Raw genomic sequence first — 19,376 nt, 5'->3', positions numbered from 1 at the left:
CCCTCAGGGAGCCGGGTTATTGTTAGTGTTTATCTTTGCTAACAATGCCTGATGCACATTGGGAGGCAGAAAAGCACTGACATCGCCATGATGCCTCGCCACTTCTTTGACCAGTGTTGAAGAGATAAAAGACCAGTCACGCGATGGCATCAGGAAAATGCTTTCAAGCCCTGGCATCAGGTGGCTGTTCATATGAGCGAGCTGCATTTCATATTCGAAATCAGCTACGGCGCGAACGCCCCTCACCAGGACCTGAGCATTTTGTTGGCGGGCGAACTCCGCCATTAACTCACTGAACCCCATTACCTGAACATTCGGCAAATGAGCGGTAGCGTCTTTTGCCAGTGCTTCACGTTCAGCCAGTGAAAATAACGGTTTTTTACTGGGGCTTGCGGCAATAGCCAGGATCAAGGTGTCGAACATCCTGGATGCCCGGGTAATAATGTCGATATGACCATTGGTTATTGGGTCAAATGTGCCGGGGTATATCGCGCGTACACTCATGGCTGTTTTTCCATGTAACCGTGGTTAAGGGCCCATAATTCAGCATACTTGTTAAAGGTATATTGTGCGTTAACAACCGCCAGTATCCAGCCCTGCTTCCCATCCAGTACACCTCCCCGCAACAGTAACGTCTTCACAAACGCCCCAATTGTATGAGTGAAAATACTGATGACCGAGGTTTGCTTGCCTTGTTGATGCCGTTCATGGGCCCAGGCGGTGGCGTACTGCAGTTGTTTGGTCTGAAAGACACTCAGGTCGCGGCAGGTGAGGTGGATAAAATCACCCTGCAACCGGGTTTGTGGCGCACCGGGGGCATCCAGTGACTCATGTACCTGGTTGCTGTTGTACTGGTACTTCTCCCTGGCATACAGGCGAGTTACACGGTCTGGATACCATCCACTATGGCGCATAAAACGCCCCAAAAACAAGTTACGCCGGTTGATGGCGTAAACTGTATTGCCGGGGGGAGTGCTCAGTACTGACTGAATAGCAGATTTTAATTCTGGGGTAACGCGCTCATCGGTATCGATCATCAAAATATAGTCGCCCGTGGCATAGCTTTGGGCGCGCTGGCGCTGGATACCAAAACCTTGCCAGTCCGGGGATGAGTACACACCAGCTCCATGCGCTGAGGCAATTGCCATGGTGTCGTCGGTACTGCCTGAATCCAGCAGAATCACTTCATCAGCCCAGTCTACTGATTTCAGGCACTCTTCCAGCGTATCAGCCGCATTACGGGCAATCATAACAACGGATAACCGGTATGCCATTAGTGGCTCCGTTGAGGCAGATAGGGTTGAAGAAGTTGCAACAGGCGCTGTAATGCACCCTGGTTTTGATACAGCACTTCAACGGCATGACGGCCATACCACAGGCGATAGTCTTCGTCGTTCAGCAACCCGGAGACAGTTTTGACCAGTGATGCAGCATCAGTAACGGTTATCAGACCATCTGCCTGCTGTAACCTGGCGCAAATATCCTTGAAGTTAAAGGTATGTGGCCCCATCAGCACTGGAATTGCATGTGCAGCGGGCTCCAGCGGGTTATGGCCGCCGCGCTCCACCAGGCTACCCCCAACGAAGGCAAGGTCAGCAATGCCATAGAGCAGCATTAATTCGCCCATAGTGTCACCAATCACGACCTGAGTGCTGCCTGACGGGATCTCACCAGTGCTGCGGAGTGTGTAACTGAACCCGGCTTTTTGCGCCATTTCTTCGGCATCGCGGAAACGTTCCGGGTGACGAGGAACCAGGATTAACAACAGGTCCGGGAAACTGGCCAGTAATTGACGGTGCGCTTCCAGAATAATTTGTTCTTCGCCATCGTGAGTGCTGGTTGCTATCCATACCTGGCGGCGTGGCGCCCACTGGCGGCGTAGTGTGACTGCTCTGGCAGCCAGTTCTGGTGTGACGGAAATATCGAATTTCAGGCTACCAGTAATGGCAAGATGGCTGCGTTTGAGGCCAAGCTCCAAAAAACGGTTACCATCTTCGTCGTTCTGTGCCGCTATCAGGGTAATTTTACCGAGCACTCTGCGAATAAAACCACCAAGTTTGCCATAGCCTTTAGCTGACCGTTCCGACATACGGGCATTAGCCACAACCAACGGAATTTTGCGTGTGTGCAGGGCAGCAATCATATTCGGCCACAACTCTGTTTCCATCACAATGACCAGCCTGGGGCGAACTGTATCCAGGAAGCGGCTCATTGAACCGGGTAAGTCATAAGGCAGGTACACATGGTGAACATCTTTGCCAAATGCAGACATAACCCGTTCAGACCCGGTTGGCGTCATGGTGGTAACGGTAATGGGTAAAGCCGGGTAACGGTGGCGCAGGGCACGCACCAGCGGAATGGCTGCCAGTGTCTCACCCACGGAAACTGAATGCAGCAGGATACCTTCTGGGGCGACTTTCCCACTGCAAAAACCATAGCGTTCGGCCCAGCGCTTCCGGTAAGCCGGGGCTTTACGGCTGCGTAGCAGAAGCCTTAACCAAACAAATGGCTGAATAAGGTAGAGTAGAAAGGTATATAGTAATTCCAAACTAATATCCGGTTTTTCATTTATTGCCGGGGCAAATTCTAAGCATTTACCCTGGTTAAAGCTATATCTTTTCCGGTAAGACCGTAATGGATTACTGCCACTCTTGCAAAACTACTCTGTATTTGTCGGCTATCGTCTGCCAGCCGTAGCCTGACAGTACTTCCTCACGTGAATATTGAGCAATAGCTTGCAGGTCTCCCCGCTTCAGTGTTGCCAGAATATCTTCCCCTATTGAGGCTGCAGACAGAGGTTCCCGAAGCATGAAACCAGTTCTGCCATCAATAACGAATTCGGATATTCCACCACGAGGGCTGACTAATACCGGAGTGCCAGATGCCATCGATTCCAGCGCCACCATGCAGAAAGGTTCTTCAAAGCGGGAAGGGACTACGGTCAGGTCACCTATTGCATAAACTTTATGCATTTCTGCTGGTGCAACACTTCCTACCAGAATACAACTAGTATTCATAGTTTGAGCCATTTCTCGTATCTTTTTTTGATATTCAGCTCGTGGACCGCTGTTATTTGCCTGGGGATCCCCGATGATAACCAGTTTTAATTGCGACCCAGACTGATTCAATCGATGTATCGCTTGCATCAGTTCCAACGGTCCTTTTTCTGGTGATAATCTTCCCGCATAAAGAATAACTGTGTCTGTTTCAGACAGCCCTAATTGTCCTCGAGACCATCGTTCGCAGCCTGTGTACAAGTCTATATCAATACCGTTAGGGACAACTTTGACATTTGCACCAGGAATTTTTTCTCTGTACCAGTTCGCAAGAAAATTGCTGGGTGTAATAATTTTTACTGAACTTGTGAGTCTGGCTGTGTCCTGCATATTGTGCATATGCAGAATCATATCTTTTTCCGGGTAGTAACGTGCAGCAGCACTATACAGATGGATGGAGTTATGTATTATCAACTTTTGATCACCGAAGCGAATGCCTCGTGCCCGGCGTGCTAGTCGCCATGCATAAGAATAAGGGTCCAGGCGAGTCCATTTTTGAAAAATACGCTTGTAGACACGCCCCATACCAATCCGAAAAATTGAGCAATGAGATGTAACATTTTCTTGTTTTAACTCACCTTTACGGATACAAACAATTTCTGTCGGAATAGACAGCCTGCTGGCGACGTTATAAACCCACCACTCTACTGCTGCTGCATGACTCGGTGGAACTGAATGGATTGGAGGGACAGTAAAAATCAGCGATTTTTCCATTTCAATTTTTTAGTAGTAAATGATGAACAGTACGGGATATCTGTTGTGCTCGGTGATCCCAGGTAAAGTTTTTCGATAGCAGCAGTGCTGTATCTGCACGTTTTTTGGTATCGTCACGATTATCTACGACATGTTGTAGTACACGACCCAGGACATCACTGTTTTCACTTTCAGCGAAAAAGACGCTTGATTCATCCACTACTTCGCGAATTGATGGTAAGTCTGAGATTACAATCGTTTTACCCATTGCCATATACTCAAATAACTTGAGTGGTGAAGTATAACGACTTGCAATACTGGTTTTAGTGAGCGGTAAAATACAAATATCATGGCGAGATATTTCCTGAAAACGATTAAGTGGGTTCACATAACCAAGAAAATGGATTTTATCTGCCACGCCTTCCTGTAGTGCTAACGTGGAAAGAGTAGCTATTTGTTCCTCATTTCCACCAGCTATAGTTAACGTCGCACCAGTGACGTGGCGCATTGCACTAATTGCCGTGGGGATACCTTTCCATGGATGCAGACTCCCCAAGTAAAATATAGAACAGGGCGATGGCGAAGGCGAAGTGGCTGGTGTGGGCACTGCGTCTACTGCTAAGCTATCCACACCATCAGGGCTTATAATGCAAGGTGTGCTAACGTTATAATTGCGACGAATATCCTCTTCAAGGAACGAGGTCAGGACAACTATCGCCGCCGAGTTTTGGTAGACAAAACGCTCATTTTTTAGCAGTGCTTCGTATTTGCGCTGATTCTTCACATGGCTAAGATCATGTGACTCTTTGAAACTTTGGGCAAAGATTTCATGGCTTTCAAAGATGACAGGAATTCCCAAATTTTTGCTGAGAAAAAAACGGGCTGTTTTAAGGTTACGAGTGTATATCACATCTACAGGATTATGTTTCAACCATCGAAATGCCCTTAGAAAGAATATTTTTTGGGTATTAAAAGGGAAGTACCATTTTCCACGAGGGTCGTCCAGTGGTGAGAAAATGACGCCTTTCGATACAGAGCGGCCAAGCAGACTTTCTGCTGAAGTATGGCTGGTTGGTGTTACCAGAAATACCTGCATATCATGGCGCGCAAAAGCATCCACATTTTGCAAAATTTGGAGCGAAGCAACACGGGTATCTGGTACTGCATATGGGTCGATGTAGGCCAATCTGATCATTTTTTTAGCACCGATAGTAAGCGTTGTGCCGAATGCTGCCATGTGTAGAGATTTGTGATACGTTGGCGAGCGTTATGCCCCATTAAACAACGTTTTTCTCTATCGCCCATTAACAGACGGATGGCGTTGGCAATTGCTTCTGGATGTCCGGGGGATACCAACAATCCCGCAGAACCTTCGTTACCAATAACTTCAGGAATACCACCAATATAGCTACCTATTACTGGAAGCCCGCAGGCCATTGCTTCAGCAATTGTGATTCCGAAAGCTTCATCTCCTGTACTAGGAAAGATACCAGCATCTCCGCTGCTATAAAAAGCAGGCAGAGATGAGTGCTCTATTGGGTCATGAAATATGACCTGTTTGTCTACTCCCAGCATTTGGGATTGGACTTGTAGATTTTCTCGCTCTTCTCCACTGCCGATAATTAGAAAACGTACTCGCTCATCCTGTATAAGCGCCAGTGACTTTAATACGTATGAAAGGCCTTTCCAACCAACCAGTCGCCCGGCAAAAACCAGCAAAAAATGATCATCATTAATATTAAGTTTCTGGCGTACATTCCCTGAGTCAGGGGTAAATTTATTTATATCTACACCGTTGTAGATCACATGTGGGAAATGCTTAAAGTGATGCTGAATTTGCCAGGCATTAAATTCACTACAACTGACCCATGCATCAATACGTTTACTTAACCAACGGTCAAGTTTAAAGAAGCTAGTACCACCACTCATATAACAAAAGCGAGTTTTACATGACCCTGGTATTAGGAGAGGCCAGAAAAAATCGAAAGGTTTGGTAAGAATTAGCCAGTCCAGGTCATCTTCGGCGATCGTTTTTCTTGCATGAGTGGCCATGGAAAGTCGTTCAACTATTCTCTGAAATCGACGTCCGATATTAACCACCTTCTCTCTGGGTGTATAAGGGAATGTACGGACGGTAATCTGGTAATTCTTAATATCGTGGCGAATATCTCCTGCACCGCCGTAGAGGAAGATTTCATGACCCAAATTTGCCAACGCTTTCGCAAGTTCCCATACAGCTGTTTGGATACCGCCATAAGAGGTGGTGATGGTCACATCAACAAAGCCAATCTTCATTCGCTAACCTTTATTTCAGGACATTTTGAAAGCAGGGTATTGACCGCATTCCAGACCGTATCAACATCAATTTTTGACATAGGTTCTTCGCGACTGGCATCAGCATACTTAACTGGATGTTCAATAACAATCAGCTCAGCGTGCTGCTGTGGAGCCAGATAGCGTCCAGGGTGAAAAGCATGGTACATGGCAACCATAGGTATACCGAGAGCGCCAGCCAGATGAGTTGGTCCAGTATCCACTCCGAGATACAGCGAAAGGTGGCTCATTACAGCTGCATTTTGTCTCATACTTAATACGCCTGCAAAAGATGTAACCCGAGACCCTAGTTCAGAGGCCAGAGCATCTGCTGTGCTTTTGCCATCCACTCCGCCTAATAAGAGTATGTGGCTCTCAGGGTAATGCTCTAGTAGGCGATATGCTATCGCCTTAAACGATGAAACTGGCCAGTCGCGATAGGCCTTAGCGGGAAAGCTTTGTAGTTGAAAGCCAACTAAACGTTTATTCTGCAGATTATGCCTGGTCAGAAAGCGGTGTGCAAAATTACGCTCTTGTTCTGTTACGCAATAAGCAAGATGCCAGTCTGTAATATTCACACCAACAGCTTGAGCCAATAGGGCTCGTTCCTGTTGTGCAGGAATTAGCTGTTTTGGTGGTGCAACAGTACACCAGGCATCATTGCCTGGATTGTTTGAAAAGGATACGGTTAGTGTAGAAACACGTCGGGCATAGTCAACAAGTGCATCATCGTTACCATACACCAGTGCCAGATCATACTGTTTGGGCGAAAAGTATTTTAGCCACATTGCCTTTTTCTTGGAAAAAGGAGTTATCTGGTTTACCCAAGGTAGGTTTTCGATAATTGATGCTGTTTTTTTGTGCGCGAACACATCCAGTGTAGCCATCGGCCAGTGTTCTTTTAACGCCTTTAATACAGGTGTAATTAATAATGTGTCGCCAAAGCGAGCTACATTTATGACAAGAATTTTTCTGGGCAGCATACGCGGACCTGACATTATCTTTTTACGCATTGTACACCAGTCGTTAGGGTGAGTCACCGTAACGACTATAGGATATAATATCTTATGAATGTTAAGTTGTATTCATTATATTGTTTTCCTTGTTTTTTCTAATGAGACTCTGAATGTTAATGCAATGAGCAATCCAAAATAAATACCAATTTCATTCAAATAGACATTTTCAAAAGACCCACGAACAATAACCCAACCTATAAATGATACCATTAAAAACAGTATGGCCTGTGCTGTAATTACATTATCTTTGCTGGCAATGAATGCTTTGAAAGCATAGTTAATCGTAATAATTGTTAGCAGTATTAGTGCAACCAGGCCTGCTATTCCCGCTGCAAACCAAATAGATAAAAAGATATTGTGTGGACCAAGTGATTTTTTATAAATCCAATCAGGGCGATTCTTGACTTGACTGTTATATATTTGATTAAACAGGTCATTACCAAAACCGTATCCTTTGATAGGATTTTGTAAAATTAGCTCCAGTGCGCTTCCTTGTGTACCTCCACTATAGCGATTACTGCTGGATGTTTGTTCCATTTTTCTCGTTAGTGGATATTCATGTGCATTTTTATAAGATAGAAGTATTGCAGCACCACAAATTAATGTGGATATACCCAATAGAGCAAGTGCTTTTTCTTTATTAATGATGAAAATGATCGCACTCATCACCAATGCTGCAAGCCATGCACCTCTTGCGAAAGTCCCTAGCATAAAAACTATGGTTATAATTGAGGTGAAAAGTAACACGCCCCAGTGTATCAGACTGTTTTTTTTATAAATTTTCCAAAGACAAAGAATAACTGGGAAGCAAAACACATAGCTGTCAGAAAGATTGCGATGTGTCCTTGCAGTGAAGGGGATGATTCCATTCTGATAATCATCAATGTAAATCAAAAGGTCCCTGGTGTAGGTAATAAGCAGTCCCATAGCAACTGATAATAGTATCATTATTGCTATTTGTACGGCGGTATTTTTATGAAGAACAACAGGGATTAGGAATGAAAAAAGTAATAATCCATTTAGTATGGGTTTATTGAAGTTCTCAATACTGAGTTGTGGGTCAGTAGAAATTAGCAGTGAATAAAAAAGTGTTAAAATAAAAATTAAGAGACATAAAGATAGTGTGCTTTTAAACGGAGCTAAAGCAGTACGATAATTATGGAACAAAAAGTAAATTGTGGTGGCTGCCATTAATATAACCGAGAGATTCTTGAATCTGGTCAAATCTCCGGCAAAGCTCAGCATGATAAATGCGCCTACTAAATATAATGGAAGGTTTTTTGTAACTTTTTTGTTGTAAAATGCATCAAATATCATTTTGTTTTTTCTCTATTAAGAAATGATATAAGTTATAAAGTTCATTCGAAATATAATGATCTGTTAAATTGACCACCTTGTTAAAAGAGATTTGAGAGGCAACATTGTAGTCGAAGTCATTTTGTAACTGAGCGATAGCTCCAGAGAAAGAACACCAATCTAGTGCATCGAAGACATACCCATTTATTCCAATATCAATAAACTCTTTTCCTCCACATTTATCTGAAGTCAAAACAGGTAACCCACAAGCCATAGCTTCCAGAATTGTATTAGGAAAAGGATCATACCGTGTCGGTTGAATTAAAGCATCAGCCATTGCATAAAATGGGGCAGTTTCTTTTTGCACACCAACGAAGACCAGGCGCTGCTCACATCCCAGAGCCTGAGCTATTTTTTTATAGTGGGACGATTTGCGATCATTACCTACCACTAATAGCCATACGTTAGGGTGATTAGCAATTGCGTGTATTGCAACATCTAACCCTTTACGCTCAAAGCCTGAGCCTACAAACAACATAAGTGTTGCCTGTAAAGGAATAGAATAGCGTTCGCGCATAGGCCTGCGATGCAGGGCGCTGAGTGATGGATTCCATATATTAGTATCAATACAGTTGTAAATGACATGTATTTTTTCGGGAGCAATGGTGAAATGCTTTATAATTTCCTCTTTAACCATAAATGAATTACATATCACTTTTTCTAATGATGGATGTTCAAACATTGCTTTCTCTTGCCGTAATTGATAACGGTGGAAACGAGAGAATGCCTGCGCTAATTTCTGCAGTGGATTCATTGTACGCGAACGAATGTTTAGCCATTCCTTATGTACGCCATCTCCAGCACGATAAATTGTACAACCCGGTATGCGCTCATGGCTTTGAACTATATCGAATGAGACAAAATAGCGCTGTGCTTCACGGGCAAAATTAATCTCACGTTGCAGACGGTTTTTAGCCGGTGGATCACAAGTAATGACATTATAAGTGGGGTTAATATCTGTTTCCCATTGGCGGGTAATGATACTGATATTCAAATCGCTTTTATCGCTTAGGGCACTTAATGCTCTCGAAACAAAACGTTCAGCTCCACCGTCATGGCGATATTTCTGTCTGATAATGGCAAGTTTCATTGACGAACCTGAATAGTATTAATTGCCTCAATCACTTGGCTCTTGGGGAGATGTACCAAGCAGTCACAAATATGGCTATTAGCACAGCCTGCTTGCCCGCAAGGGCGGCAAGGGTGGTTATGGGAAGTTACGATCTCACTTTTAACCATCCATGGCCCCCACTCCTTATCTCCTGTTGGACCAAATAGTGCTACCACTGGAGTCTGCATGGCTGCGGCGATATGCATAGGAACAGAGTCGACGCCGAACAACATCTCTGCATGTTGTATTAATGCAGACAACTCCTTAAGAGACATTGTGCCAGACAAGTCCAGAAAAGGAGTTTTCACTATGGTACGGAGCTCCTTCACCATTTTCATTTCTTCTTCTGCAGGCGCTGCACTTAATACAACGGTTTTACCTTGAGAGTTAAGATATTCCATCACTGCAGCAACGTCTTTCGTATTCCAGCATTTAAACATCCAGCGTGAGGTAGGATGTACTACAACATATGGTTGGTTTTGCCACCCGGCAGCATAAAGTTTATCTTTTATCCCTTTTTCTGCAGAATCACCAGCAATTAATATTAGTCTACGTTCCTCTATTGCAGGTTGTATTCCCAAAGCCCGGAGCGTATCTAAATGACATTCAACTGTATGACGAAGATGAATACGTTTGACTTGCTTTTGGAATTTCTTACACCAAAAGAAGAGGTTTTTACGATTATTGTTTTCGAAGGTTACCCCCATGGGGATTTTACCTAGTTGGGCAAACCAAAAACCTCTCATACTCTCGGTCAGGTGTATAAGCAAGTCATAATGCTGATTTTTTATATGGCGAATTAGCCCTAACTCTTTTTTTAAATGTTGCCACACACCAAGATTTTTCCATTTGCGATCAATAACTAACACATTATCAATTGCTGGGTGCAGGGTTAGCATATCTGCAGTTTCGGCGTAGACAACAACATCTATTTGCGCGTCAGGATAATAACGGCGTAGTGTAGTAAATATAGGGGATGTGAGGAGAACATCACCATGATGCCTCAGTTTGGTTACAAGAATTCGTTTAAACTCTGCCATAAGAGTACCTAACTTGACATTTTTAAAACATGCCGTATTCATTCAGCTGAATGAATACATCTTTGGCGGATAAGTCATTTAATGACTTGCTGTTGGTAGGGCGACAGATTACTTGATTCTGACCATATCCGCCAATTAACCCCGGATCTGTAGGTCCGTAAAGTGTGATGTTCGGTTTGTTCAGAGCCGCAGCCATATGACTCAATCCTGTGTCTACAGAGACGACAAAATTTGCCCCTGCGAGCTGTTGTGCAACATCATGAAGGCTCATCCGTGGGAGAACGTCAACATACTCAAATTGTTCTGCAAGTCTTTTAGCCCTGGCTTCTTCATGTGGTGCTCCCCAAGGCAGTTTGATACGAAGTCCCTTATTGGCGAACATGCTGATAAGCTCGCGCCAACAGTCTTCTGGCCAGTGTTTATCATCCCGAGTCGTGGCATGAAGGAAAATAGCGTAGGGTTGTGTGTTCTTCTTGTTCGAAAAGTGCTGTGCTATTGCGTAGTCGCCCTGGTGATGTGGTTTCTCATAGTTAAGGCTTTTAGCAAACAACTCACGTGTTCTTTCCACCGCGTGTTGCTGGCGGGCAATGGTATGGCGGTGCTGGTAAAACAGGCAGGCCAGGGGTTCACGAGCGCTGCGCCAGTCCATCCCATGCCTGGGGCCCTGGGCAAGGCGGGTAACCAGTGCGGCACTCTTTAGAAGCCCCTGGGCATCAATAACTGCATCATATTGAACAGACTGGATTTGGTTACGAAATGCATGGCGCTCTGCAGTAACAGCAGATGAAAACCAGGCTTTACGCCAGCGGCGGATTGCCACAGGAATAACCCGATTCACACTGGTATGCCAGCCAGGAATTTGGGCGAAACCTTCTTCTACCACCCAGTCAAAACGAATACCCGGTATTGCGTCGCAGGCATCTGTCAGTGCAGGTAATGTATGGAGCACATCGCCCATTGAGGATGTCTTGACAATCAATACCTGCATTTAGTCTTCCTGTTCCTTGAGTAAATCGTTTAATTCAACCAGCACACGTTCGGGCGTAATATCTATCAGACTCTGGTGATACCCCTGTTCACCTTCACCTTTACGCACTTTGTGGTAGCCGGAAATCAACCTTATAACCCGCGCTTTGTGAGATAACGGCGGGGTGAAATCCGGGCTGCTGGGGCCATACAATGCGACCAGGGGGCGATTAAGGGCGGCTGCAACATGCATTAAACCTGAATCGTTAGTGACAACAGATTCACAGCCTGCCAGTAACACAACAGCTTGTTCCAGAGCTGTTTCACCTGCGAGGTTACGGCAATACTGGCGTTGTGTATCAGTCAGCGCGGCCTGAATCTGTTGCCCGGCTTCGTTGTCTTTGACGGAACCGAACAACACAACCTGCTTGCCTTCATCGATAAGTTTACCGGCCAGGGTAGCATAGTGATAATGTGGCCAACGTTTGGCCGGGCCAAATTCAGCCCCCGGGCAAAAACCAACGACCGGGCGGCCATCTTCCAGATTAAATTGTGCCTTTACCTGGGCTTTTTCACCGTCATTGACCTGAAGTTGTGGCCATAACAAGGGATGAGGCAGATCCTGTGCTGAATGCATGGCATTTTTTTCATAAGCCAGCGCAACATAGCGTTGCACCATGAGCGGCCATGCTTGTTTATCCAGGGGACGGATATCATTCAGTAAGCCGTAACGCATTTCTCCGCGCCACCCAGTACGCTGAGGAATGTTGGCAAAGAATGGCACTAACGCGGATTTAAACGAATTAGGCAGCACATAAGCGCGGTCATAGCGTTTATTTCGCAGACTTAAACCCAATTTTCGGCGTTCGCCAATCTCCAGAGCACCATGACCAAGAGGCATGGGAATTGCCTCATTTACCTCGGGCATGCGTGATAAAAGCGGACGGCACCATGCTGGTGCCATCACATCGATCACGGCCTGCGGGTAGCGAGCCTTCAAAGTGCGGTAAAGGCTTTGCGACATCATCATATCGCCGACCCAGGATGGGCCTGTTACCAAAATTTTCATGCCTTGATAACCATTATGCCTGGCGGTTTAACCAGGCCATATATTCGGTTACCCCTTCCGCGACAGTCTTAAAGGGTTTGTCATAACCCGCCGCGCGCAGGTTGGACAGATCGGCCTGCGTAAACGCCTGGTAACGGCCTTTAAGTTTGTCCGGGAACGGAATGTATTCAATGCTGCCTTGTTTGTGCCATGCCAGAGTTGCATCGGCAACCGCCTGGAATGATTCTGCCCGGCCTGTGCCACAGTTGAAAATGCCAGAAACGCCATTTTCCCAGAACCACAAGTTAACCGCGGCAACATCGCCAACATAGATAAAGTCACGACGGAAATTGTCGCTACCTTCAAACAGTTTCGGGTTTTCACCCTTGTTCAGCTGTGTGTTCAGGTGGAAGGCCACGCTTGCCATACTGCCTTTGTGGCTTTCACGTGGACCGTAAACATTGAAGTAACGGAACCCCACGATTTGCGAATCAGCTTCAGGCAGAATCTGGCGAACATACTCGTCAAACAGAAACTTAGAGTAGCCGTAGACATTCAGTGGCTGTTCATATTCACGTGACTCAATGAAATCAGATGTGCGGCCACCATAGGTTGCTGCGGATGAAGCGTAAAGGAAGGGGATTTCACGTTCCAGGCAGTAGTGAAGTAGTTCTTTGGAGTACTGATAGTTGTTATCCATCATGTACTTGCCATCCCACTCGGTGGTGGATGAGCAGGCACCTTCATGGAATACTGCTTCTACTTCGCCAAATTCTTCCCCGGCCATGATTTGGATAAGGAAGTCTTCTTTGTCCATATAATCGGCAATATCCAAATCCACCAGGTTGGCGAATTTCGTACCATCTTTCAGGTTATCTACCACTAAGATGTCGCGATAGCCCTTATCGTTCAGAGCCTTAACAATATTGCTGCCGATAAAACCGGCGCCACCAGTGACAATAATCATATGCGTAACCTTTACCTGTTTTGAAGTGGGGCTGCTCTACACGCCCACGCAAATTGCGCTAATCATATCATTACATCAGTCTGTGTCCTTCTATTATGCGCATATATTGCGTTTAGTTTGCTGTTTGCGCGGTGGTTTCCATTTTTCAACTGGCAGTAATTCCGGTTTTCATTAAGACGTGATTTATGCTGCAAAGTGCGTAAACACTGTTGTGTCATCTCGTTTAAAGTGCAAGGTTTCGGTAATATATGCCAAATTTTTTCATCTCTGGAGAATGGTGATGCGAGGGGATTTTTACCAACAGTTAGCGGCGAATCTGGAAGCGGCACGTACAGAAGGCTTATTTAAAGAAGAGCGTATTATCACTTCCGCGCAGCAGGCTGATATCACCCTGGCGGGTGGTAGCAAGGTCATTAACTTTTGTGCAAACAATTATCTTGGTTTAGCTAATCACCCGGCATTAGTTGAAGCAGCAAAATGTGGGATGGATACCCATGGCTTTGGTATGGCGTCCGTACGTTTCATTTGTGGTACACAAGACAGCCACAAGCAACTTGAGAAGAAGCTGGCTTCATTCCTCGGAATGGAAGATGCCATTCTCTATTCCTCCTGCTTTGATGCGAATGGTGGGTTGTTCGAAACCTTGTTAGGGCCGGAAGATGCAATTATTTCTGATGCTCTGAATCATGCCTCTATCATTGATGGAGTGCGTTTGTGTAAAGCGCAGCGTTTCCGTTATGCCAATAACAACCTTGCCGAGCTGGAAAGCTGCCTGAAACAGGCTCGCGATGGCGGTTCCCGCCATATACTGATTGCCACTGATGGCGTGTTCTCAATGGATGGGGTCATCGCTAATTTGAAAGGCATTTGTGACCTGGCAGACCAGTATGACGCTCTGGTAATGGTTGACGACTCTCATGCTGTTGGTTTTGTCGGTGACAACGGGCGGGGAACCCACGAATACTGCGATGTCATGGGGCGTGTGGATATCATTACCGGTACGCTGGGTAAGGCACTTGGTGGCGCTTCTGGTGGTTACACCGCAGCGCGTAAAGAAGTGGTTGAGTGGTTACGCCAGCGTTCCCGTCCTTACCTGTTCTCTAACTCACTGGCTCCGTCCATTGTTGCTGCCTCCATCAAGGTACTGGAAATGCTGGAAGACGGCGGTAGCCTGCGTGCGCAACTGTGGGCCAATGCCCGTTTATTCCGGGAGAAAATGACTGCAGCAGGGTTTACCCTGGCTGGGGCCGATCATGCCATTATTCCGGTTATGCTGGGAGATGCGGTTATCGCTCAGAACTTTGCCCGTGAGTTACAGAAAGAGGGTATTTATGTAACTGGTTTCTTCTATCCGGTGGTACCGAAAGGTCAGGCGCGTATTCGTACTCAAATGTCTGCGGCACATACAACAGCACAAATTGAGCGTGCGGTTGATGCCTTTATTCGAATTGGCAAACAACTGGGCGTTATAGCCTGAGGGTTTTGTGATGAAAGCATTATCAAAATTGAAGGCAGAAGAAGGGATCTGGATGACCGATGTGCCTGAACCTGAAATGGGGCATAACGATCTCCTGATTAAAATCCGGAAAACGGCGATTTGTGGTACCGATGTACATATTTATAACTGGGATGACTGGTCACAAAAGACTATCCCGGTGCCGATGGTGGTTGGGCACGAATATGTGGGTGAAGTTGTTAAAGTTGGGCAAGAAGTAAAGGGCTTTAAACCGGGTGACAGGGTTTCCGGTGAGGGGCACATTACTTGTGGTTATTGCCGTAACTGCCGTGCCGGGCGTACTCATTTATGTCGTAATACCATTGGTGTGGGGGTAAATCGACCAGGGTGTTTCGCTGAATATCTGGTCATTCCGGCATTCAATGCGTTTAAGATCCCGGACAATATTCCTGATGAGCTGGCAGCAATTTTTGACCCCTTTGGTAATGCTGTGCACACTGCCCTGTCTTTCGACCTGGTGGGTGAAGATGTACTGGTTTCCGGTGCTGGCCCAATAGGCATTATGGCTGCAGCTGTGGCGAAACATGTTGGTGCCCGTAATGTCGTTATCACTGATGTCAATGAATATCGCCTGGATTTAGCTCGTAAGATGGGTGTTACTCGGGCTGTTAATGTTGCTAATGAAAACCTCGCAAGTGTCATGGCTGAGTTAGGGATGACCGAAGGTTTTGATGTGGGCCTGGAGATGTCTGGTGCACCGCCTGCCTTTCGTTCAATGCTGGAGACCATGAATCATGGCGGGCGAGTTGCCATGTTAGGTATTCCGCCTGCAGAGATGGCAATAGACTGGAGTAAAGTTATTTTTAAAGGGCTGTTTATTAAAGGCATCTACGGGCGTGAGATGTTTGAAACTTGGTATAAAATGGCGGCTCTGATTCAGTCCGGGCTGGATTTGTCCCCCATTATTACCCACCAGTTTAGTATTGATGATTTCCAGAAAGGGTTTGACGCTATGCGCTCCGGCCAGTCTGGTAAAGTTGTGCTGAACTGGGAATGATTTTTTATTTTTCCAGGCTCTGTCCGGAGCCTGGTTTCTTTTATCTGTAGATTTACCTTATACTTCCAGCCTTAGCAAAAGGCGATGGAAGGTTAGATGAGCACGTCGAAGATAGATGTAAGTGTCGTCATTCCTGTTTATAATGGTGGTGACCCTTTAAGAGCAATGATAGAAAAAATTCTACGGGAAAGAAGAGTAAATCTTGAAGTCATTATTGTTAATGATGGGTCAACAGACAACACTGTAGAAATCTTGCAATCCTTTAACGATCCACGCTTAATTGTAATACATCAGGAAAATCAAGGTGTTTACGCTGCTCGTAACACAGGCATTGCTGTTCGTCGCGGTGAGTGGCTTATTTTACTGGATGCTGATGATGATTTCACTGATGATATGATCGTGGAGCGTTTTCACCAGGCTACTTACCATAATGTGGATGTCTACTTTGCTAATGGTTGGCGAAACTCGCGAAGAGAAGATGATTACAGTAACACTATTCATCATCATCAACTCTACAACGAGACGATAAATGGATTCAACTGGATTAACCATGTTGTCTGTGTTCGTGAGTGGCCCCATTATTTATGGTTACAAATTGTCAGATCAGATTATATAAACCAGTTGCAGCTGACTTTTCAACTGGGGAGTAGCCATAAAGATATTTTATGGACTACTGAACTGGCGCTTGGTAATGGCCGTTTTTATATTTCTAATAAGCCAGATTATGTGTATTGTGATAATAAAAATTCAATTACCCACAGTAAAAAATATTTCGATTCACGAACCCTTAGCTATGTTGGTGTAATAAGTCAGCTGATTTCTTGGGCAAATGAACCCAAGTATACTGAAGTGAGACGAGCACTTTTGATTCATGCAGTAGAAGAAGCACGTCACTTTTTTGGTATGTATCGTAAGAAGACTAAGGATAAGTCTTATGCAAGATCTCAATTTCTCAAGAACATCCACTTTATCGATCTTATAAGAGGCGCTAACAGTACTCGTAAGATGTGGTTTTTGTTTCGGCTTTATCTTTCATTTTTGAGAAAATAATAAAAGCCTGCCTACGGCAGGCCTTTATCATTTCCAGCCTCGCCATTGATGAAAAAAGTAATTTACCAATGTACTCTCATGAATACTTTCTTCCATCACACTAAAAAAACGGTTTAAATAAACAGGTTTTGGTTTTTGCATAGTTATACATTGCTTTAAACCATTAAATGGAGTATGTAAAGATTGAGTGATATCATTCGACGGTCTCTTATTTAGTTCCGAATTTCCAACCTGCGGCTCATTAAGCAGGCTACTCGGCCGGACTAACGTAATATCCGGTGGCAAGTTATAGACCATCTGCTGCAGTACTTTGACGGTGGTTGGGTGCGGGTGCCCAATCGCTATGGCATAGCCATTATGGCGTGCAAGCTTAATTGCGCGGTTAAACTGGTAACGAATATCTGCTTCATTCTGAGTATCATCAAGAAACACATTGCGCTTAATGACCCTGACATGTGTACCCGTCGCCGCGCGCATTGACTGGCTGTTGCCAATGGTCATGCTATCCAAAAAATAGAGGTTATAGCTGTTCAGCGCCTGCATTACTTTTTGCATGCCAAACAGGCTTGAGGTCATTGCGCTACCCATATGGTTATTAAGCCCAACGGCATAAGGCACTTTGTCGACGGCATCACGTACAATGCGGTCAATTTCTGCACTGCTCATTTCTGGTCGCAGTGTATCAACCTCTAAGGGCTGTTTACTAATGGGTGCCATGGGCAAATGTATCAGCACCTCATGCCCGGCATCGTGAGCTTTAGTTGCCATTTCCCTGGCATGGGGTGCATTGGGTAACACAGCGACAGATATGGGGGCGGGTAAGGCAATAACCTGGTTTTCTGTATGTGGGCGGTAGCCAAAGTCATCAATAACGATAGCGAGGCGACCAGCCATAACGGAGGTGCTGCAAAGTAGCAGTGTAGATGCGGCAAGCGCGAGTTGACGAAACTGAAGCAAAACTTATCTTCCCAACCACGGTTGTGGATTGACCGCCTGACCCTGGCGGCGAATTTCGAAATAGAGAGAGGGGCGACCCTGGCCTCCACTGCTGCCCACCAGTGCGATTGGTTGCCCTGCCCGGACTTGTGCGCCGACACTGACCAGCGCACTTTGGTTGTATCCGTACAGGCTCATATCACCTTTCCCGTGGTCGACAACGACAACAAGGCCATAACCCTGAAGCCAGTCAGCAAGGATTACCCGTCCATCCGCGATAGCTTTGACCTCGGTACCTTCACTGGCACCAATGACAATGCCCTTCCACCGTAACTCACCTTGCAGTTGTTCGCCATACCGATGAAGTATTGGCCCACGCACTGGCCAGTATGCCTGGCCACGTGGAGCCCCTAAACCACCGGTTCTTGCCATTAATTCCCGTTCGCTGGGTGTTGGTTTGTATGTGGTGCCTTTTTTGGCGGCACTCTGTTCACGATCGCGAATTTTCTGCGCTTCACGGGCTTCTTTATCTGCCCGGGCTTTTGCGGCAGCGGCAGCCTGGGCGATGCTGTTACGCAGGCGGGCCTCGTTTTGGCGCATTTCGTTAAGTTGCTGCTGGCCTGCCTGGATAGATCCTTCTAAACCTCGCAGAGTTTTTTGCCGTTCATCTCGCGCGGCTTCCAGCTTTTCTTGTTGTGCTTTCTGCTCATAGAGCAGAGTTTGTTGCTCAGTTTGCTTATCTTCTAATTGGCTGCGTTGTACAGCGACTTCGGCACGGGTTTGTTTTAATTGCTCGATTGTTTCCTGCCGAGCCTGATTCAGATAGCCAAAATAGGCCTGCAGGCGCTCATTCCGCTGGCCTTGCTCTCCATCGAGTAACATTTCCAGACCTGAATGTTTACCCTGGCGAAAGGCCGCATCCAGCTGTGCTGCCAGGTTACGCTCCTGCATCGCTTTTTGCTTTTCGAGGCGAGCGATTGAGGCACTCATATCTGCGATTTGCTTATCCAGCGTGGCGAGTGTCGATTGCGTCTCATGGAGTTTTTTACTGGCAGCCGCAATGGCCTGCTCTTGTTTTTTGAGCTGAGCCAGGAGCTCTGTACGCTGCTGCATTTGCTGGCGCACAGCACGCTCTTTCGCGGCAATATCTTGCTGGATAGACTGGAGCTGTTGCTTGTCATCTGCCAGTGCAGATAACGGGCGCAACAATACGCCAGCGCTTATCACGCTGGCGTAAAAGATGTGTTTCAAAGCTGAGCGGTGAGGCTTCAATGAGACACAGGTTATTGAAAAAATCGCTTTTCCCCTCAT

Annotated in this window: 18 protein-coding genes; 3 read left to right on the top strand and 15 right to left on the bottom strand. The window is 45.9% G+C overall.

Features of this window, described 5'->3' with window-relative positions; translation table 11 throughout:
- Positions 1–3: 3 nt before the first annotated feature.
- From coaD to rfaD, 13 genes are all read right to left on the bottom strand, one after another.
- Positions 4–504 carry a pantetheine-phosphate adenylyltransferase gene (gene coaD / locus DES37_RS19410; protein ID WP_110027390.1) on the bottom strand — a complete coding sequence of 167 codons (501 nt, stop codon included), beginning with the start codon at positions 502–504 and terminating at the stop codon, positions 4–6.
- Entirely contained in the window at positions 501–1,274 is a 774-nt protein-coding gene (locus DES37_RS19405; protein ID WP_110027388.1) for a glycosyltransferase family 2 protein, read from the bottom strand. Before DES37_RS19405 ends, coaD begins: the two co-directional genes overlap by 4 nt.
- Positions 1,274–2,548, bottom strand: coding sequence for a lipid IV(A) 3-deoxy-D-manno-octulosonic acid transferase (waaA, locus tag DES37_RS19400; protein ID WP_036115720.1), 1,275 nt, complete (start codon positions 2,546–2,548; stop codon positions 1,274–1,276). The genes DES37_RS19405 and waaA overlap by 1 nt, the downstream gene beginning before the upstream one ends.
- Before the next feature lie 91 nt (positions 2,549–2,639).
- Entirely contained in the window at positions 2,640–3,770 is a 1,131-nt protein-coding gene (locus DES37_RS19395; RefSeq protein ID WP_110027386.1) for a glycosyltransferase, read from the bottom strand.
- Position 3,771: 1 nt separating this feature from the next.
- The gene (locus DES37_RS19390) at positions 3,772–4,944 is read right to left on the bottom strand and encodes a glycosyltransferase (protein ID WP_110027385.1); all 1,173 of its coding nucleotides are present in this window, start codon (positions 4,942–4,944) and stop codon (positions 3,772–3,774) included.
- The gene (locus DES37_RS19385; protein ID WP_110027383.1) at positions 4,941–6,044 is read right to left on the bottom strand and encodes a glycosyltransferase family 4 protein; all 1,104 of its coding nucleotides are present in this window, start codon (positions 6,042–6,044) and stop codon (positions 4,941–4,943) included. Before DES37_RS19385 ends, DES37_RS19390 begins: the two co-directional genes overlap by 4 nt.
- The gene (locus DES37_RS19380; RefSeq protein ID WP_342768400.1) at positions 6,041–7,075 is read right to left on the bottom strand and encodes a glycosyltransferase family 9 protein; all 1,035 of its coding nucleotides are present in this window, start codon (positions 7,073–7,075) and stop codon (positions 6,041–6,043) included. The genes DES37_RS19385 and DES37_RS19380 overlap by 4 nt, the downstream gene beginning before the upstream one ends.
- 75 nt (positions 7,076–7,150) lie before the next feature.
- A complete protein-coding gene (gene rfaL / locus DES37_RS19375; RefSeq protein WP_110027381.1) occupies positions 7,151–8,395 on the bottom strand; it encodes an O-antigen ligase RfaL in 1,245 nt (414 codons plus the stop codon).
- Entirely contained in the window at positions 8,385–9,524 is a 1,140-nt protein-coding gene (locus tag DES37_RS19370; RefSeq protein ID WP_110027380.1) for a glycosyltransferase family 4 protein, read from the bottom strand. The genes rfaL and DES37_RS19370 overlap by 11 nt, the downstream gene beginning before the upstream one ends.
- Complete coding sequence (gene rfaQ, locus DES37_RS19365) at positions 9,521–10,585, bottom strand: putative lipopolysaccharide heptosyltransferase III (protein WP_110027453.1); 1,065 nt, start codon at positions 10,583–10,585, stop codon at positions 9,521–9,523. Before rfaQ ends, DES37_RS19370 begins: the two co-directional genes overlap by 4 nt.
- A gap of 22 nt (positions 10,586–10,607) precedes the next feature.
- A complete protein-coding gene (gene rfaC / locus DES37_RS19360; RefSeq protein WP_110027378.1) occupies positions 10,608–11,573 on the bottom strand; it encodes a lipopolysaccharide heptosyltransferase RfaC in 966 nt (321 codons plus the stop codon).
- Entirely contained in the window at positions 11,574–12,620 is a 1,047-nt protein-coding gene (gene rfaF, locus DES37_RS19355) for an ADP-heptose--LPS heptosyltransferase RfaF (protein ID WP_036115748.1), read from the bottom strand.
- Positions 12,621–12,633: 13 nt separating this feature from the next.
- Complete coding sequence (gene rfaD / locus DES37_RS19350; protein WP_036115751.1) at positions 12,634–13,566, bottom strand: ADP-glyceromanno-heptose 6-epimerase; 933 nt, start codon at positions 13,564–13,566, stop codon at positions 12,634–12,636.
- A 280-nt stretch (positions 13,567–13,846) separates the two neighbouring features.
- Between rfaD and kbl the strand changes: the two genes are divergently transcribed.
- From kbl to DES37_RS19335, 3 genes are all read left to right on the top strand, one after another.
- Positions 13,847–15,043, top strand: coding sequence for a glycine C-acetyltransferase (kbl, locus tag DES37_RS19345; protein WP_110027376.1), 1,197 nt, complete (start codon positions 13,847–13,849; stop codon positions 15,041–15,043).
- 10 nt (positions 15,044–15,053) lie between these two features.
- Complete coding sequence (gene tdh, locus DES37_RS19340; protein ID WP_036115757.1) at positions 15,054–16,079, top strand: L-threonine 3-dehydrogenase; 1,026 nt, start codon at positions 15,054–15,056, stop codon at positions 16,077–16,079.
- 96 nt (positions 16,080–16,175) lie between these two features.
- A complete protein-coding gene (locus DES37_RS19335) occupies positions 16,176–17,129 on the top strand; it encodes a glycosyltransferase (RefSeq protein WP_110027375.1) in 954 nt (317 codons plus the stop codon).
- A 27-nt stretch (positions 17,130–17,156) separates the two neighbouring features.
- Here DES37_RS19335 and DES37_RS19330 read toward each other — a convergent pair whose 3' ends face one another.
- Positions 17,157–18,086 carry a divergent polysaccharide deacetylase family protein gene (locus DES37_RS19330; protein ID WP_110027373.1) on the bottom strand — a complete coding sequence of 310 codons (930 nt, stop codon included), beginning with the start codon at positions 18,084–18,086 and terminating at the stop codon, positions 17,157–17,159.
- 3 nt (positions 18,087–18,089) lie between these two features.
- Positions 18,090–19,376, bottom strand: coding sequence for a murein hydrolase activator EnvC (gene envC, locus DES37_RS19325; protein ID WP_036115770.1), 1,287 nt, complete (start codon positions 19,374–19,376; stop codon positions 18,090–18,092).

The sequence above is a fragment of the Mangrovibacter plantisponsor genome, assembly GCF_003182475.1.
GTDB lineage: Bacteria > Pseudomonadota > Gammaproteobacteria > Enterobacterales > Enterobacteriaceae > Mangrovibacter > Mangrovibacter plantisponsor.
This window is presented reverse-complemented; position numbering and strand designations above follow the sequence as displayed.

Bases quoted from the DNA above. Each gene is read 5' to 3' on its own strand.
- DES37_RS19380 (WP_342768400.1), bottom strand. From the start codon at position 7,075: ATGCGTAAAAAGATAATGTCAGGTCCGCGTATGCTGCCCAGAAAAATT.
- tdh (WP_036115757.1), top strand. From the start codon at position 15,054: ATGAAAGCATTATCAAAATTGAAGGCAGAAGAAGGGATCTGGATGACC.
- rfaC (WP_110027378.1), bottom strand. From the start codon at position 11,573: ATGCAGGTATTGATTGTCAAGACATCCTCAATGGGCGATGTGCTCCAT.
- DES37_RS19370 (WP_110027380.1), bottom strand. From the start codon at position 9,524: ATGAAACTTGCCATTATCAGACAGAAATATCGCCATGACGGTGGAGCT.
- rfaQ (WP_110027453.1), bottom strand. From the start codon at position 10,585: ATGGCAGAGTTTAAACGAATTCTTGTAACCAAACTGAGGCATCATGGT.
- coaD (WP_110027390.1), bottom strand. From the start codon at position 504: ATGAGTGTACGCGCGATATACCCCGGCACATTTGACCCAATAACCAAT.
- rfaF (WP_036115748.1), bottom strand. From the start codon at position 12,620: ATGAAAATTTTGGTAACAGGCCCATCCTGGGTCGGCGATATGATGATG.
- DES37_RS19390 (WP_110027385.1), bottom strand. From the start codon at position 4,944: ATGATCAGATTGGCCTACATCGACCCATATGCAGTACCAGATACCCGT.
- rfaL (WP_110027381.1), bottom strand. From the start codon at position 8,395: ATGATATTTGATGCATTTTACAACAAAAAAGTTACAAAAAACCTTCCA.
- kbl (WP_110027376.1), top strand. From the start codon at position 13,847: ATGCGAGGGGATTTTTACCAACAGTTAGCGGCGAATCTGGAAGCGGCA.
- DES37_RS19395 (WP_110027386.1), bottom strand. From the start codon at position 3,770: ATGGAAAAATCGCTGATTTTTACTGTCCCTCCAATCCATTCAGTTCCA.
- DES37_RS19335 (WP_110027375.1), top strand. From the start codon at position 16,176: ATGAGCACGTCGAAGATAGATGTAAGTGTCGTCATTCCTGTTTATAAT.
- rfaD (WP_036115751.1), bottom strand. From the start codon at position 13,566: ATGATTATTGTCACTGGTGGCGCCGGTTTTATCGGCAGCAATATTGTT.
- DES37_RS19385 (WP_110027383.1), bottom strand. From the start codon at position 6,044: ATGAAGATTGGCTTTGTTGATGTGACCATCACCACCTCTTATGGCGGT.
- DES37_RS19405 (WP_110027388.1), bottom strand. From the start codon at position 1,274: ATGGCATACCGGTTATCCGTTGTTATGATTGCCCGTAATGCGGCTGAT.
- envC (WP_036115770.1), bottom strand. From the start codon at position 19,376: ATGAGGGGAAAAGCGATTTTTTCAATAACCTGTGTCTCATTGAAGCCT.